The sequence below is a fragment of the Marinobacterium jannaschii DSM 6295 genome (assembly GCF_000620085.1).
GTDB classification, from domain to species: domain Bacteria; phylum Pseudomonadota; class Gammaproteobacteria; order Pseudomonadales; family Balneatricaceae; genus Pontibacterium; species Pontibacterium jannaschii.
The window spans coordinates 147,269-160,943 of the sequence record NZ_KK211066.1 but is presented as its reverse complement, the minus strand read 5'-3'; the positions used below and the strand labels follow the sequence as shown (position 1 = coordinate 160,943).

The 13,675-nt window shown below is 53.4% G+C and carries 14 protein-coding genes; 2 read left to right on the top strand and 12 right to left on the bottom strand.

Features of this window, described 5'->3' with window-relative positions; all coding sequences use genetic code 11:
* Positions 1 to 27: 27 nt before the first annotated feature.
* From fnr to ccoN, 11 genes are all read right to left on the bottom strand, one after another.
* A complete protein-coding gene (gene fnr, locus Q354_RS26620; protein ID WP_211252299.1) occupies positions 28 to 819 on the bottom strand; it encodes a fumarate/nitrate reduction transcriptional regulator Fnr in 792 nt (263 codons plus the stop codon).
* A gap of 155 nt (positions 820 to 974) precedes the next feature.
* Complete coding sequence (hemN, locus tag Q354_RS0119970) at positions 975 to 2,366, bottom strand: oxygen-independent coproporphyrinogen III oxidase (protein ID WP_027859152.1); 1,392 nt, start codon at positions 2,364 to 2,366, stop codon at positions 975 to 977.
* Positions 2,367 to 2,439: 73 nt separating this feature from the next.
* On the bottom strand, positions 2,440 to 3,105 hold the full coding sequence (locus tag Q354_RS0119965; protein WP_027859151.1) for a sulfite exporter TauE/SafE family protein: 666 nt from the start codon (positions 3,103 to 3,105) through the stop codon (positions 2,440 to 2,442).
* Positions 3,098 to 3,280, bottom strand: a complete 183-nt coding sequence (ccoS, locus tag Q354_RS0119960; RefSeq protein ID WP_027859150.1) for a cbb3-type cytochrome oxidase assembly protein CcoS — start codon at positions 3,278 to 3,280, stop codon at positions 3,098 to 3,100. Before ccoS ends, Q354_RS0119965 begins: the two co-directional genes overlap by 8 nt.
* A complete protein-coding gene (locus tag Q354_RS0119955) occupies positions 3,281 to 5,767 on the bottom strand; it encodes a heavy metal translocating P-type ATPase (RefSeq protein ID WP_027859149.1) in 2,487 nt (828 codons plus the stop codon).
* A 5-nt stretch (positions 5,768 to 5,772) separates the two neighbouring features.
* On the bottom strand, positions 5,773 to 6,285 hold the full coding sequence (locus Q354_RS0119950) for a FixH family protein (protein ID WP_027859148.1): 513 nt from the start codon (positions 6,283 to 6,285) through the stop codon (positions 5,773 to 5,775).
* 77 nt (positions 6,286 to 6,362) lie between these two features.
* The gene (ccoG, locus tag Q354_RS0119945) at positions 6,363 to 7,784 is read right to left on the bottom strand and encodes a cytochrome c oxidase accessory protein CcoG (RefSeq protein WP_027859147.1); all 1,422 of its coding nucleotides are present in this window, start codon (positions 7,782 to 7,784) and stop codon (positions 6,363 to 6,365) included.
* Between the two features lie 194 nt (positions 7,785 to 7,978).
* Entirely contained in the window at positions 7,979 to 8,872 is an 894-nt protein-coding gene (gene ccoP / locus Q354_RS0119940) for a cytochrome-c oxidase, cbb3-type subunit III (protein WP_027859146.1), read from the bottom strand.
* Complete coding sequence (locus tag Q354_RS27640; RefSeq protein WP_051560418.1) at positions 8,872 to 9,060, bottom strand: cbb3-type cytochrome oxidase subunit 3; 189 nt, start codon at positions 9,058 to 9,060, stop codon at positions 8,872 to 8,874. The genes ccoP and Q354_RS27640 overlap by 1 nt, the downstream gene beginning before the upstream one ends.
* A gap of 6 nt (positions 9,061 to 9,066) precedes the next feature.
* The gene (ccoO, locus tag Q354_RS0119930) at positions 9,067 to 9,693 is read right to left on the bottom strand and encodes a cytochrome-c oxidase, cbb3-type subunit II (protein WP_027859145.1); all 627 of its coding nucleotides are present in this window, start codon (positions 9,691 to 9,693) and stop codon (positions 9,067 to 9,069) included.
* Between the two features lie 20 nt (positions 9,694 to 9,713).
* Positions 9,714 to 11,144 carry a cytochrome-c oxidase, cbb3-type subunit I gene (gene ccoN, locus Q354_RS0119925; protein WP_027859144.1) on the bottom strand — a complete coding sequence of 477 codons (1,431 nt, stop codon included), beginning with the start codon at positions 11,142 to 11,144 and terminating at the stop codon, positions 9,714 to 9,716.
* Between the two features lie 360 nt (positions 11,145 to 11,504).
* Here ccoN and Q354_RS0119920 point away from each other — a divergent pair, with 360 nt between their 5' ends.
* Positions 11,505 to 12,104, top strand: coding sequence for an alpha/beta family hydrolase (locus Q354_RS0119920; protein WP_027859143.1), 600 nt, complete (start codon positions 11,505 to 11,507; stop codon positions 12,102 to 12,104).
* Positions 12,101 to 13,177, top strand: a complete 1,077-nt coding sequence (rlmM, locus tag Q354_RS0119915; protein ID WP_027859142.1) for a 23S rRNA (cytidine(2498)-2'-O)-methyltransferase RlmM — start codon at positions 12,101 to 12,103, stop codon at positions 13,175 to 13,177. Before Q354_RS0119920 ends, rlmM begins: the two co-directional genes overlap by 4 nt.
* 86 nt (positions 13,178 to 13,263) lie before the next feature.
* Here rlmM and Q354_RS0119910 read toward each other — a convergent pair whose 3' ends face one another.
* On the bottom strand, positions 13,264 to 13,545 hold the full coding sequence (locus tag Q354_RS0119910; RefSeq protein ID WP_027859141.1) for an antibiotic biosynthesis monooxygenase family protein: 282 nt from the start codon (positions 13,543 to 13,545) through the stop codon (positions 13,264 to 13,266).
* Between the last annotated feature and the right edge of the window lie 130 nt (positions 13,546 to 13,675).

The following is a 13,675-nucleotide window of genomic DNA, read 5'->3' as shown; positions in this document are numbered from 1 at the left end:
TTTTTTATTTACTGCGCTGGGCTTTACTCAGGAGGCCGATTCTGAGGCTGTACTTGGGCAACCGTTGTCCGGGTTGGTTCCGGGGCATTCGCCGGATACTTCATACAACTGGTCGAGGCAAAGCAGTTCGACTTCCTTGCCATCTACCCGGATCAGTTCGTTTTTCTGGAAGCGGGTAAAGATACGGCTGACGGTTTCTACCGCGAGGCCCAGATAGTTGCCGATCTCGTTACGTGACATTGACAAGCGGAATGCGCTGGCCGAATAGCCACGCTGCTTAAAGCGCTGGGACAGCTTGATCAGGAACGTAGCAACACGCTCTTCAGCGTTCTTCTTCGACAACAACAGCATCATCTGCTGTTCTTCGCGAATTTCCTTACTCATTGTCCGGAGGATCTGACGTCTCAGCTCAGGCAGCTGGCCGGAGAGTTCGTCGAGGTGAGTAAAAGGAATTTCGCAAACAGTCGTTGTCTCCAGAATCTTGGCGGAGACAGGGTATTCATTGTTATCAAATCCACTCATACCTACCAGTTCGCCCGGGAAGTAGAACCCGGTGATCTGCTCTTCACCATCGTTGGTAATGGTATAGCTTTTGACTGAGCCGGCACGTATCGCATAGACCGAAGTAAATTCTTCTCCCTGATGAAATAGATGTTCGCCTTTTTTGAGCGGACGACTCTTTTCAATAATGTCGTCCAGGCGATCCATTTCGGTCATATTCAATGATACAGGCAGGCACAATGAGCTGAGGCTGCAGGTATTGCAATGAACCTGTTGAAGGCTGCGCAGTTTCCCTTCTGTCACTTTGTTATCACCCATATATCAGGTCCTGCTAATTAAGTTACTTATTAAGAGGGGCTACCAAGACTGAATTATGTAACATTTAGAGATGGTCGTGAAGCGGAACCTGCGATTTACCACAGGCGACAATAAGAATTGCCGCCTGTGGTCTGTGGGCGTTAGGCGCTTAAGTCTCAGATAATGCGGGAAAAGCCGCGGCTCGGAGCCTGTTTAGGGATATAGGCATCAAATGTCATGCAGATCCTCCGGATAAGTAGTCGTCCGGCTGGGGTGACTTTGATGTCGCTGTCAGACATCTCAAGCAGGCCGTCAGCAACGAATGAGGACAGCTCCTCCAGTTCGCGGCGGAAGTAGTCGCCAAAGTTGATTCCGAAGCGCTGAGCAATCTGCTGTGGCTGAAGTTCAAAATGACAGATCAGCTGGGTAATGACGGCACGGCGGATCAGGTCGTCGTTATTGAGTTGCACTCCGCGATTGATCGCGTGGCTGGCCGCTTCTACTGACTGGCTGTACGCAGCCATATCGTGTTGGTTCTGGTAGTAGACATTGCCAATCTGGCTGATCGCCGATACGCCCATCGCCACCAGGTCGCACTCCTTATGCGTGGTGTAGCCCTGGAAGTTACGGTGTAACTGGCCGTTACCCTGGGCCAGTGCCAGTTCATCATCCGGCTTGGCAAAGTGATCCATACCGATGTACTGGTACCCTGCCTTCAGCAGTTTCCGGATGGTCATCTCCAGAATCGCCAGCTTGGTCTCTGGTGAGGGCAGGGTGGTGGCATCGATATGCTTCTGCGAACGGAAGCGGTCCGGCATATGTGCGTAGTTAAATACGGAGAGCCGGTCCGGATTCATCTCGATCACACAATCCAGCGTATCGGCAAAACTGTCCAGGCTCTGATAGGGCAGGCCATAGATAAGGTCCATATTCAGTGAGCGGAAGCCTTCGGCCCGGGCAGTTTCCAGTACGGCCATTGTCTCTTCTATAGACTGTACCCGGTTTACTGCTTCCTGAACCTTGAGCTGTACATCCTGTACACCGAGGCTGATACGGTTAAAGCCGATTTCACGCAGCACTTTCACGGTATCGGCAGTCGCTTCGCGCGGATCAATCTCAATCGAGTAGTCGCCACTGTCATCGGTCAGCAGATTGAAGTTGCTGCGCAGTTGTCCCATCAGCTCAGCCATCTGCTCATCGCTGATAAAGGTTGGCGTACCGCCGCCCCAGTGCAGCTGATCGACTATCCTGTCGTTGCTATACCATTCGGACAGCTGGCGCATCTCTTTGTACAGCGTATCCAGATAGGGCTGTGCTTTCTTTCGGTTGCGGGTGATAACCTTATTGCAGGCGCAGTAGTAGCAAACGTGTGCGCAGAACGGAATATGGACGTAAAGCGACAGAGGTGCGGATTGATCTGAGCTCTGTGTGCCGGTAGCGACCAGTGCCTCGGCAGACAATTCAGGGTCGAACTGAAGCGCGGTCGGGTAGGAGGTATAGCGCGGGCCTGACAGATCGTAGCGTTTGATCAGATCAAGATCCCATTGAATCAGGTTTTCGGTATCCACAGAGAGGGCCTCAAGTACTTCACGTTAAGGCCATAAGTCTAGTGGCCGAACGCTCGGTCGGCGTTGATATCGGTCAATACCCGGTGATGCCTGCCCATGGAATGGTGTAAATTCCGAAAAAGATGATCAAAGAGCCAAACAGGTTCTTGGTAATCTTTTTTTGCAGGACCTGCTTGACCTGATGCGCCAGTACTCCGGTGAGCAGCATGGTTGGCAGGGTGCCAATACCAAACGCCATCATCAGCTGTGCGCTGGTCTGCCAGTCGGCAGCCGCAGAGGCCCATATAAGCGTACTGTAGACCAGGCCACATGGCAGCCAGCCCCATAAGGCGCCCAGAGTGAGTGCCTGAAGCAGGTTCTTAACCGGCAGTAGCCTGCTGGCGAGGGGGCGGACTCCTTGCCAGAGTCGGCTACCCGCTTTTTCCAGGTGAACTAGTCCCTGCCACCATTGCGCGACGTAAAGGCCCATCGCGACCAGCATCAGGCCAGCCAGTGTCCGCATTGCGATCAGGCTGGCTTCGCTCTCAAGTAACCAGCTGATACTGCCAATCAGGCCGCCTGCAAGGGTGTAGCTGAATATCCGTCCGGTATTGTAACCCGTCAGCAGCCATAGGCCTTTGCCACCAGACGGGGTGCTCATTGAGACGGTGGCGGCAATGCCGCCGCACATGCCGAGGCAGTGGGCACCGCCCAGCAGTCCCAGCACCAGCGCTGTTGTCAGTGAGAGAGTCTCAATCATCTTTGCGTTGCTTAGCGTCGTCCGGAATCAGTGCATCATCGTCTTCAAACAGGATGCTGTGAGCGGGAGATTCCAGATCGTCATACTGGCCGGTGTTCACGCTCCAGAAGAAAGCCCAGACCGCGAAGCCTGCGAGTACGATTGCGATGGGAATAAGAAGATAGATGATATCCATTTATTTACCTGAATCCTCAGGGGATGTTCGTTTAAGTAACTCCACGGCGCGAACCCTGGACAGGCGCAGTGCGTTACCAACCACGACCAGTGAGCTTGCAGACATACCGATTGCGGCCATATAGGGAGCGATAAAGCCGGTCGCCGCCAGCGGCAAGGCAGTGATATTGTATATCAAAGCCCAGCTCAGATTCTGGCGTATGACGCGCTGCGTTTTCCTGGCCAGCTGGATGGCATCAACCAGCCTGAGCAGGTCGGCGGAGATGAGCACCGCATCAGCATTGGTCTTAGCCAGGTCTGTCGCGCCGCCCATCGCCACAGAGGTTTCAGAGCCCGCCAGTACCGGAATATCGTTGATGCCATCGCCCACCATGATGACCTTGGCACCCTGTTGTTGCAGGGTCTGAACGTGGATGAGCTTCTCTTCCGGTGAAACGCCGGATACTACCTTATCCAGCCGCAGTATCTCATTGACTTCAGAGACCGCTGCGGAGCTGTCGCCGGTGAGCATCTGACACTCCAGGCCGAGTGCCTGCAGATACCTGATGGCGGAAGTCGCTTCATGGCGTAACTGATCGTTAAGCTGGAACCAGGCAAGCGGGCCGGAGTCCGTCGTAAGTAATAACCACTGGCCGTTCTCTGTTGGTGGGCTCAGCTCCTGAGTTGCGGTTATCTCAAGGGCATAGGCCGGTTTACCGATGCGGTATGTCTGGCCATCGATGATGCCCTGCAGGCCCTGTCCCAATTGGGCGTTCATCTCTTCGGCCCGGATTGTTGGGGTGGCCGAAAAAGCCTTGGCAATCGGATGGGAAGAGTGAAGCTCCAGTGCGCTGGCAATATCCAGGGCCTTCTCAGTCGGCATGTCTGATACTGACACAACCTGCTGCAGTGTCTGATTGCCTTCGGTCAGCGTGCCGGTTTTATCAAACACCACATGGGTGGCCTGTGACAGGCTCTCAAGAACGTGGCCGCGGGTGATCAGGATGCCGTGCTGGCGCAAGGCCCCGGTGGCTGCAGTCAGGGCGGTTGGTGTTGCCAGCGATAAGGCGCAGGGGCAGGTAACAACCAGTACCGAAAGTGTTATCCAGAATGCATCCGCAGGTGAAAGGAACCACCAGATTGCACCCACCGCTATGGCGGTGGTCAGCACTGCGGCAACAAAGTAGCTGGCTACTTTGTCTGCGATACGTGCGGCTTTTGGTTTTTCTTCCTGTGCTCTGTCCAGCAGGCGCACGATTGCCGAAAGCTGGGTCTCACTGCCAATGTGAGTTACTTCAACCACGATTGGGTTTTCGACGTTAATGGTACCGCCAATGACGGTGTCGGCATTATCTTTGCGGACCGGCAGGTATTCACCGGTCAGGGCTGATTCGTCGACGGAGCTATTACCAGACAGGATGATACCGTCTGCCGGAATGGTATGGCCGGGCTTTACCAGAACCTTGTCGCCTATGATCAGATCTGAGGCTGGGATCAGCTGTTCTTCATCGTCAACGATTCGTGTGGCGCTGGCAGGCAGCAGATTAAGCATCGAATTACCCGCTCTGCCGGTACGATGGCGCGCTTGCATCTCCAGAAAGCGACCGATCAGCAGGAAGAAGGTAAACATCGTCACCGAATCAAAATAGACTTCGCCGCTATTGGTGACTGTCGCCCAGACGCTGGCCAGGTAAGCGCCCCCGATAGCAATCGATACCGGAACGTCCATGCTCAGGTGACGGGTTTTTATATCGCGCAGGGCTGCAACGTAGAAAGGGCGGGCTGCATAGAGGGCGACCGGGCTGGCGATCACCAGACTTGCCCAGCGAATAAACTGAACGTACTGGTTTTCGATGCCCTGTAATGCGCCGCCATAGAGCGCGACTGCCATCATCATCACCTGCATCATGCCAATGCCGGCTACGCCAAGGCGCCTGATGGCGACTTTCTTTTCTTTCTCGAGGAGCTGTTCTTCTTTGTCCGGATGGTAGGGGTGTGCCTGATAGCCGATACGGTAGATCTCTTCGAGAATCGTGCTCAGCGGGACCTGTTCCGGATCCCAACTCAGCCTGGCGCGGTGTGTCGTCAGGTTGACATGGGCTTTGCTAACGCCAGAAATGCCGCGCAGGTGGTGCTCCAGCAGCCAGACACATGCCGCGCAGGTGATCCCTTCTATGACCAGCGCTGCCTCACTGTCGCCCTCAGGCAGGACGTGCACGAAATCTTTCTGAATGCTCGGCTGGTTATAGAGCTGCAGCTCCAGTGTCAGGGCCTTGGATAACTCCCTTGACGAGGCCTCGGGCCTGGCCGCGGTGACTGTACGGTGCTTGTAGTAGTTATCGAGACCACTGTCGGCGATAGTTTGCGCCACTGCCTGACAGCCCGGGCAGCACATTCGCTGCTCCGTGCCCTGGATGCGGGCGTAAAACTGGCTGTCTGGCGGGACATCGAGGCCGCAGTGGAAGCAGTTTTCTGCATCCACTGCCTGAAGCTGGAGGGTACTGCTCATGCTGATTAGTTCGCGTTAATAGTGAAAGAGCTCTGATCGTAAGGAGGACTGATCTCTCCGCGAATTCGCCACTCGTTCTGGGCAGGATAAAGCAGGAGATAGCGTTTACCCTTCAGCTGGCTCTGCAGCGTGCCGGAGTAAAAGCGGCTGCCAGGCACCAGCTTAAGGGTGATTTTCTGGTCATACTTCTGATGAGTAGGGTGTACCAGATCGAGATTCAGTGATGCCGGATAGCTGGCGAGATTCCCCTTGAGGTCAAGCATCAGGTCTCCGGTCAGGTTATCCAACTTAAGCTCGGATGTCAGGGAGAGTTCGGCGGCGGCGAGTTCGAGGGAGTCATCCTTGGTGATGCCGCGGGCTACTTTGTAATGGTCTTCCTTAACGATGCCATCCATTGTAGTTATGGAAAGGTAAAGGAAGACAAATCCGTAGATGAAAACAGCGATCAGGGGGGTGAGGATAAACCACAGCCAAGGCTGTTTATACCAGGGGGCGACAGGGGTATTACTATTGCTCATGGACTTCTCTTTACTAAAAAATAGCTGCCTGGCATTGTTGCCAGGCAGCTATTTTAACCGTTAAAGGTGCTTAAGGACTAGCGGCGTGGCGCCGGTCCGATAAAGCGGCTCTCTTCATCGATGATGATGCTTTCGTCGTCAGTGGCCTGTACCTGGAAGCTGATGTCGTAGTTTGGCTTACTGATATAGCGCGGATCTATATGCAACCTGACCGGGTGATCCAGCAATTCGCCTGACTTAACAGTGACAATGCTGTCTCCGATCAGTTTCAAACCGTCCAGACCTTTCACCGAAATGGTGTACTGGTGATCGACCTGCTCCTTGTTAGCAAGCTTCAGTGTGTATACGTTTTCGATCAGGCCGTTAGGAGTTTCAACGAACAGCTTGCCCCGGTCGCGAATGATATCGACTTCAAGTGGGATGCGGCTATACAGCGTGTAGGCGAATGCAATAAACATTGCGACAAGGCACACAAAGTAGCCTATCAGGCGTGGTCGCAAAATGTGGGTGGTGTTGCCATCAAGCTGATGCTCGGTGGTGTAGCGCACCAGGCCTCTTTCATAGCCCATTCGATCCATAATGTCGTCGCAGGCATCGACGCAGGCACCGCAGGCAACACACTCATATTGCAGGCCATCCCTGATATCGATCCCCACCGGGCAGACATGGACGCAGTTGCCGCAATCGATGCAGTCACCCAGTCCCTCAGCTTTGTAATCGGCATTTTTCTTACGCTTACCGCGGCTCTCACCCCGGGCTTCGTCGTAAGAGATGATCAGTGTGTCCTGATCAAACATAACACTCTGGAATCGAGCGTAAGGGCACATATAAATACAAACCTGTTCCCTGAGCCAGCCTGCCGCGCCGTATGTGCCGACTGTAAAGAAGGCAAGCCACCAGCTTTCCCAGGGGCCCAGGTTAAGGATCATGATATTGGGTATCAGTTCACGTATTGGGGAGAAGTAGCCGACGAATGCGATGGCGGATGCCGCACCGATTATCAGCCAGAGCGCGTGTTTGGCTGATTTTCGCAGGATCTTGTCTTTACTCCAGGCGGCCTTGTCCAGCTTCATGCGCTGATTGCGGTCACCTTCAGTCACTCGCTCGGCCCAAAGGAAAAACCAGGTCCAGACAAATTGAGGGCATGCGTAGCCGCACCAGAGGCGCCCGGCGAAAACAGTGACAAAGAACAGGGTGAAAGCCAGGATTATCAGGAGCCACGACAGCAGCATGAAATCCTGTGGCCAGAATGTCAGGCCGAAGACGTGAAACTGTCTGTTTGGAAGGTCGAACAGAACGGCCTGTCTGCCATCCCATTGCAGCCATGAAAAGCCGAAAAACATTGCCAGCATCATAAAGCCGGAGATAACACGAAAGTTCTTGAATAATCCTTTATAGAACTTCACGTAGATGTGTTCGCGCTTGGCGTACAGGTCGAAACTTTCACCCTTGCCCTGTTTGGGATCAGGTGTGACATTCTTGACCGGTATCTGGTTCATACCATTGCTCACTGCTTATAGGTGCCTCCGGGGCGGCTCAGGCTGCATCGGAAGCAATACTTATTGAAGACCTCACCGAGTTTCCAATGAACCGACTGTTGGTTTCATTAGGAAAGCTTAATATTATCATAGGTCGGCAAAAAAAAAGGCGATATGATCTGCATCATATCGCCTTTTATTGTCAGCAAATGCCGTTAGTTTTTAGACAGGCTATAAACGTAAGCAGTGATCAGGTGGATCTTGTCTTCGTTCAGCAGGTCTTTGTGAGCAGGCATCATACCGTTACGACCGTTACGGATGGTATGAGCAACTTTCTCGAAAGAGCTGCCATACAGCCAGACGTCGTCAGTCAGGTTCGGAGCACCCAGAGCCAGCATGCCTTTGGCGTCAGCGCCGTGACAAGCTGTGCAGAGTGCCTGGAACTGAACACCACCACGCGCTGCAGATTCAGCGTCAACTTCACGACCGCTGAGCTGAAGTACGTAGCTGGCTACGTCACGAACACCGTCTTCGCCCAGTACGGCACCCCAAGGTGGCATGCCGCCATTACGGCCTTCAGTGATGCTTGTTTTGATAGTGGCTGGATCGCCACCGTACAGCCAGTCGTTGTCAGCCAGATTCGGGAAGCCGAATGCGCCAGTACCTGCAGTGCCGTGACATACAGAGCAGTTATTGGCAAACATACGCTGACCCATTTTCAGGCCGGCCTCGTTGTCTGCATTCTGCAGGTCTTCGACAGAAAGGGTAGCGTATTTAGCGAATACAGGCTTGTACACCTCTTCCGCGTGCGCCATCTCTTCTTCCCACTGTCCGGTAGAGGTCCAGCCCAGGATGCCTGGGAAATTACCCAGTCCAGGGTAAAGAACCAGATATACCAGACCAAAAATAACGGTTCCCATGAACATCTGGAACCACCATTTTGGCAGCGGGTTGTCATACTCTGCGATACCGTCGAACTCGTGGCCGAGGGTCTCTTCTGTTGTTTCTTTAAACGTTTCGCTTTTGCGTGTAGCCAGCAGCAGCCAAGCGCAGCCCAGGATGACTGCCAGGGTAATGGCGGCTACCCACAGGCTCCAAAAAGTACTCATTATAGGTCTCTCCCGTTATTGGCGTCGTTCTTGCCGGTATTTACAGGCGCATCTTCATCAGCGAAGGGCGCCTGAGCTGCTTCATCAAACCGCTTCTTGTTGCCGGGTAATAGCACCCAGACAAATAGGAGCACAAAGGTGATGAGCATAATCACCGGAATATACGGGCCATAATCCTGGTAACTCACAGTGACTTACCGCTTGTTTGTGTACCCTGGGGCATTGTGGGTTTTACCCAGTGCCTGCAGGTACGCTACAAGTGCGTCGATTTCGTACTTGCCAGCAACGTCATCCTGAGCGCTTTCCATGTCGTCGGCAGTGTAAGGTACGCCAACAGTTGCCAGTGCTGCCATCTTGTCAGCAGTTTCCTTACCGGACAGTTTGTTTTCAAACAGCCAAGGGTAAGAAGGCATTTTTGACTCAGGTACTACGTCACGCGGGTTGTACAGGTGTGCACGCTGCCAGTCATCGGAGTAACGACCGCCAACACGAGCCAGGTCAGGACCAGTACGCTTAGAACCCCACAGGAACGGATGCTCCCATACGTGTTCGTTAGCGGTGGAGAAGTGACCGTAACGCTCAGTTTCTGCACGGAAAGGACGGATCATCTGCGTGTGGCAGACGTGGCAGCCTTCACGGATGTAGATGTCGCGACCTTCAAGTTCCAGAGCGTTGTACGTACGCAGGCCTTCGATCGGTTTAGTCGTAGAAGACTGGAAGAACAGCGGAACAATCTCTGCCAGGCCACCACCGCTGATCACGATGATGATCAGCAGGATCATCAGGCCGATATTCTTTTCGATAGTTTCGTGTTTAATCATTTCTATCTGCTCCTTCGACCTTAAGCTGCCTGTGCGGACGCGTCAGCAGCAGGTGCTGTGCTGTCTTTGCGAACGGTCTGCCAGGTGTTGTATGCCATCAGCAGCATACCAGTTACCCAGAACATGCCACCCAACCAGCGTACGAAGTAGCCAGGGTGAGATGCTTCCAGTGCTTCTACGAAGCTGTAGGTCAGGGTGCCGTCTTCGTTTACTGCACGCCACATCAGGCCCTGCAGGATGCCGTTTACCCACATCGCGCAGATGTACAGTACGGTACCGATAGTTGCCAGCCAGAAGTGTGTGTTGATCAGGCTTACGGAGAACATCTGAGCCTTGCCAAACAGACGTGGCAGCATGTGGTAAGTAGCACCGATAGAGATCATTGCTACCCAACCCAGGGCGCCCGCGTGTACGTGGCCAACAGTCCAGTCAGTGTTGTGGGACAGTGCGTTAACTGTCTTGATGGACATCATCGGGCCTTCGAAGGTAGACATACCGTAGAAGGACAGAGATACGACCAGGAAGCGCAGTACCGGATCGGTACGCAGCTTGTGCCATGCGCCGGACAGGGTCATCATGCCGTTGATCATGCCACCCCAGGAAGGAGCCAGCAGGATCAGGGACATTACCATTGCAACACTCTGAGTCCAGTCTGGCAGTGCAGAGTAGTGCAGGTGGTGACCACCAGCCCACATGTAGGTCGCAATCAGCGCCCAGAAGTGCACGATAGACAGACGGTAGGAGTAGATCGGACGCTCAGCCTGCTTCGGTACGAAGTAGTACATCATGCCCAGGAAGCCAGCAGTCAGGAAGAAACCTACGGCGTTATGACCGTACCACCACTGAACCATCGCATCTACAGCGCCAGGGTATACAGAGTACGACTTCCAGAAAGATACCGGAATAGCCATGCTGTTTACGATGTGCAGTACAGCAACTGTGATGATGAATGCCATGTAGAACCAGTTACCCACATAGATGTGAGATGTCTTACGGTTCTTGACGGTGCCCAGGAACACAATGGCGTAGGAAACCCATACCACAGCGATCAGCACGTCAATCGGCCATTCCAGTTCTGCGTACTCTTTAGCAGAGGTCAGGCCCATTGGCAGCGTGATTGCCGCCAGCAGGATAACCAGCTGCCAGCCCCAGAAGGTAAAGGCGGCCAGGCCGTCAGAGAACAGACGGGTTTGGCACGTACGCTGTACAACGTAGTAGGACGTTGCGAACAGAGCAGAACCGCCGAACGCAAAGATAACTGCATTTGTGTGCAGCGGACGGATACGGCCGTAAGTCAGCCAGGGAATATCAAAGTTCAGTGCAGGCCACACCAACTGTGCAGCGATCAGGACACCGACGGACATACCGACGATACCCCAGATCACTGTCATGATGGCGAACTGGCGCACCACTTTATAATTGTATGTGGGGTGTTCAGTTGCTGTGCTCATGTCAGGCTCTCATCAACAAGCTATTTTGGGAAATAGAAAATTTCGCCGCCAATTATCATGAAATAGCCCAGTGTTTTCAATGTGATCGGTCAATTTGGTATGGCATTTTGTCGCACCTGCAATAGTTTGTACGGTACTTTGGTCGGTACAGACCGGTCGGTAGGGTGCTCTTCCTAACTATATGAAAAATAAAATAAATATTGTTTTATTGCGGGTGGTTAATATGCAGGAGGATAGCTGCAAACGGTATTGCCTGATACTTTTGTCGTGCTTTGCAATAAAAGGGGCGCATTTTCTATATGAAGGTTACTTGATATAGATCAAGCGCAAAAAATGGCTGAAATATGATCAGGGTGGTTAATGATTATCCAGGGTGAGCCCGGTAAAGGCCGGGTATTTCTGGCGCATGGTGCCGGAGCGGGAATGGAATCAGACTTTTTACAGGATGTCGCCCAGCGGCTTGTGATAGCGGGCTTTCAGGTAGTCAGGTTTAATTTTCCTTACATGGAAAGGATCTGTCTTGAGGGGAAGCAGCGTCCGCCGGACCGGTTGCCCAAGCTGATAGAGCACTACAAGCAGCTGGTTGAGCAGTTTGATGACGGTGTGCCTGCCTGGCTGGCCGGAAAATCGATGGGCGGGCGAGTTGCTACCCACTGTCTGGATCTGGCCGGAGTACAGGGGGCGCTGGTGTTTGGCTACCCTTTCCATCCTGCGGGTAAGCCGGAAAAGCTGCGAATCGATCACTTGGGTGTTATTGATAAACCGGTACTGATCTTTCAGGGTACGCGCGATAAATTGGGAAGTTACCAGGAAGTGTTAGAATATGCCCTGCCATCGTCGGTTCACCTTTGTTGGGCGGAAGATGGTGACCATGATCTGAAACCCAGAAAATCGAGCGGTTTCGTGCAGTCGCAGCATCTAGACGCTGCTGTTGCCAGTATTGAGGAGTTTATTCGTTGAGTGATTTTGATCGTCTGATCCTGCAGTGTCGGTCCGGGTTTGAGAAGGAAGCGGCTGCAGAGATTACGGATCGTGCTGCAGAGGCGGGACATTACGGTTATTGCCAGCTGGCTGAAGGAGAGGGCTATGTGCAATTTATCATCCCTCAGCCGGGGGCGGCAGAAGCAGTACTGGAGCAGTTGGATTTTTTCAGCCTTATTTTTATACGCCAATGGATGGTGGCGCGTCCCCCGGTTACCCTCGAGGGGCGTGATCGTATTGCGGAACTGGGTCCTCTGATTGAAGGAATTGGTGGTTGCAGCGAGGTGTGGGTCGAACACCCCGACACCACTGAAGGGCGTGAAATGAATCGCTTTTGTCGCAAGTTTTCGTCGGCTCTGGCTCAGCACCTGCGCAAGGCGGGTGTGTTGGGTAGCAAGTCAGGGGGTAATCGAAAGCGCCTGATGCTGTTTGCATTGTCTGGCAGTGAGATGTTTGTGGGATATGCCGCGACCAGTAATTCGGCGCCATGGGAGATGGGTATCCCCCGATTGAAGTTTCCGAAAGCGGCGCCCAGTCGTTCGACCCTCAAGCTTGAAGAGGCCTGGCACTGGTTTTTGCCAGCCAGAGTGTGGGATGAGCGATTGCGGATGGGGGGGACGGCTGTGGATCTGGGAGCGGCACCGGGTGGCTGGACCTGGCAGTTGGTTAAACGCAGTCTGTTTGTTACGGCGGTCGACAACGGGCCGATGAATACAGATCTGATGGAATCAGGCCAGGTGACGCATGTGCGTGAAGACGCGTACCAGTTTGAGCCGGAAAAGCCGGTGGACTGGATGGTGTGTGATGTGGTGGATAAGCCGGTCAAGACCGCTTCGATGGCTGTGACCTGGTTAGCGCAGGGCTGGTGCAGGGAGATGATCTTTAATCTAAAACTGCCAATGAAGAAGCGATATGCTGAGACCGTCAGCTGTCTGGGGTTGATTGCTGACCAGTTGGAGCAGCTTGAGATTCCCTATCAGATGAGGGTGAAGCAGCTGTATCACAATCGTGAGGAGGTAACTGTTCACCTGTACCGCACCGGGGTTTTGTAACCTCTGTTGGTCCATTGACGACAGGGATGGCAAGACAGGGATGAACTCAGCCGAGGCTGAGGCGAGCTGTCTTGCCTGATGCTTGTCTAGTGCTCCAGTATGGTGATTTTTTCGTCAGTCTGGAGCATCGGTGTCAGTGCTTCCATTATCTCTTTACGTTCGCTGGAGGCGGCCCAGCGCTGCCAGTCGGCAACGGTGCGATAACTTGCCAACACGACGCGATGATTCTCATCAAAGGCGTTGTGCAGGGCTTCTCCTGATATAAATCCATGGGCCTGCATCGCTTTTTGCAGGGTATCTCTTGCTGCTCTGTCGTAGTGCTCGGCTAATCCGTCCGCGATTTGGCGTTCGATAATTACACGAATCATGATGACGTCCTCTTTCTCTATCTACTGCGGGTGTCTTCAGGATAATGATGGCGTAATAATCTAAGAAATGCGACTTTTGATGCGACAGGCGCTTTTTATGGGCCACGTATTTTGCGACAATACCGGCCTA

What these genes read in the sequence shown, in the direction of transcription:
- Q354_RS0119910 (WP_027859141.1), bottom strand. Translation starts at nt 13,545, where the DNA reads ATGATTCGTGTAATTATCGAACGCCAAATCGCGGACGGATTAGCCGAG.
- ccoG (WP_027859147.1), bottom strand. Translation starts at nt 7,784, where the DNA reads ATGAACCAGATACCGGTCAAGAATGTCACACCTGATCCCAAACAGGGC.
- ccoN (WP_027859144.1), bottom strand. Translation starts at nt 11,144, where the DNA reads ATGAGCACAGCAACTGAACACCCCACATACAATTATAAAGTGGTGCGC.
- Q354_RS0119920 (WP_027859143.1), top strand. Translation starts at nt 11,505, where the DNA reads ATGATTATCCAGGGTGAGCCCGGTAAAGGCCGGGTATTTCTGGCGCAT.
- ccoO (WP_027859145.1), bottom strand. Translation starts at nt 9,693, where the DNA reads ATGATTAAACACGAAACTATCGAAAAGAATATCGGCCTGATGATCCTG.
- ccoP (WP_027859146.1), bottom strand. Translation starts at nt 8,872, where the DNA reads ATGAGTACTTTTTGGAGCCTGTGGGTAGCCGCCATTACCCTGGCAGTC.
- ccoS (WP_027859150.1), bottom strand. Translation starts at nt 3,280, where the DNA reads ATGGATATCATCTATCTTCTTATTCCCATCGCAATCGTACTCGCAGGC.
- fnr (WP_211252299.1), bottom strand. Translation starts at nt 819, where the DNA reads ATGGGTGATAACAAAGTGACAGAAGGGAAACTGCGCAGCCTTCAACAG.
- Q354_RS0119965 (WP_027859151.1), bottom strand. Translation starts at nt 3,105, where the DNA reads ATGATTGAGACTCTCTCACTGACAACAGCGCTGGTGCTGGGACTGCTG.
- Q354_RS0119950 (WP_027859148.1), bottom strand. Translation starts at nt 6,285, where the DNA reads ATGAGCAATAGTAATACCCCTGTCGCCCCCTGGTATAAACAGCCTTGG.
- Q354_RS0119955 (WP_027859149.1), bottom strand. Translation starts at nt 5,767, where the DNA reads ATGAGCAGTACCCTCCAGCTTCAGGCAGTGGATGCAGAAAACTGCTTC.